This is a genomic window from Arhodomonas sp. KWT (assembly GCF_010993615.1).
Genome location: NZ_WNXE01000071.1, coordinates 1 through 1493 on the forward strand (window position 1 = coordinate 1; position 1493 = coordinate 1493).

General features: G+C 67.5%; 2 protein-coding genes. One reads left to right on the forward strand and one right to left on the reverse strand.

Annotated elements, in window-relative coordinates; genetic code table 11:
- Positions 1-941 (reverse strand): HAMP domain-containing protein (locus G7A99_RS24890; protein ID WP_205599819.1); only part of this gene is annotated, 941 nt, incomplete at its 3' end.
- Between the two features lie 182 nt (positions 942-1123).
- On the opposite strand from G7A99_RS24890, the gene G7A99_RS11530 reads away from it, so the two are divergent.
- Positions 1124-1493: cytochrome b (locus G7A99_RS11530; protein WP_205599820.1), on the forward strand; the 370-nt coding region annotated here is incomplete at its 3' end.

A 1493-nucleotide genomic window follows, 5' to 3' on the forward strand; every position in this document is an offset into this window, starting at 1 on the left:
CCGTCCTCCATGGCCTCCAGCTCGGCCCGCAGCACCGACAGTGGCGTGCGCAGCTCATGGGAGATATCCGCCATGAATGCGCGGCGCAGGCGCTCGTTGCGCTCCAGGGTCTCGGCCAGGCGGTTGAAGTCGTTGGCCAGCTGGCCGAGCTCGTCGCGGCGGGGCTCGTCCACCCGTGTGTCGAACCGCCCGGCGGTGAGCGCCCGGGTCGCGCCCGCCAGCCGGCGCACCGGTGCCAGAAAGCCACGGGCGAGCAGCAGGCTCACCACTGTGGCCAGCACGACCACGACCAGCGCGGTCATCCAGGCGGCGTCGAACTGTTTCTCCTGGAAACGCAGGGCCAGATGGTCGGTGATACGCCCCGGGGGGCGATAGACAAGCCAGCCCACGGTTACGCCATCCACCATGACCGGCCGCGACTCCGACTGACCCGGCACCGCCTTAGGCCCGGCAATGTGCTGCCGCTCCGCATTCAGCAGGGCCGGGCCGAAACGGACCGGGCCCTGCATGGACGGCACGTCCCCGGGAGGACCGGCAACCGCACGCCGGGACCCGCCGTGGCCATCATCGTCGCGCTCGCGGTGGCGGTCATCGCGGCCATCGTCGTCCCCGTGATCCCGCTCCCGGTGTTCGTCGTGGTCCTCGCCGTCGTCGCGCTCGCGGTGATGGGCCTCCGCCTCTCGCTGGCGCCACAGCGCCTCCCGGAGCAGGCGCCGCCAGTGCCCGTCTTCGGACAGATCGTGCCAGTCGCCGGCCTCGCGATAATAATCGGCGAGCACCGACGCCAGCATGTCGATACGCTCGCCCTCGCGCTCTCGCACGTAGTCGAGGAAATCGCTGCGAAAGGTCATCTGTACCGCAAAGGTCATGAGCACGACCACGCACAGCGTGACGCCCAGAATGGCGAGAAACAGCTTCGCGGTGATGCCCGGTCGTCTCATCAATTTCTGCCCACCCTCTCGACTTGACCTCCGTCATGGCAGGCCACGTTGCGTGCGCCAAGTATCCCGCGCGGGACGCACGACGCAAGCACAACCACGCCGACTCCCCGGTATCTTCATATTCCGCCCACTATCGCATCGCACCATTGCGAGTGAACCGACACGACCAAGGAGTTCTTCCAATGCAACTGCGCGACACACCGTTTGATTACGGCACGGTCACCCGCTGGCTCCACTGGCTTACCGCCGCAGCCATCGTGTTGATGCTTGCCATCGGCTGGTTCGCGGGTTACCTCCCGGAGTCCACCGAACACACCCTGATGGGATTCCACGTCAGCCTCGGTGTGGGCGTGCTCGGGCTCGGCATCCTCCGGGTGCTCTGGCGGACCACCAACCGTAAACGCCCGCCGCGGGACGCCGACTTCCCCGGCCGGCTCGCAACACTGATGCAGTGGGCACTGATCGCGCTGCTGGTCATCATCCCGCTGTCCGGCTGGTTCATGGCTTCGGCCGGCGGACACACGCCCGGCTTCTTCGGGCTGTTCTCCCTGC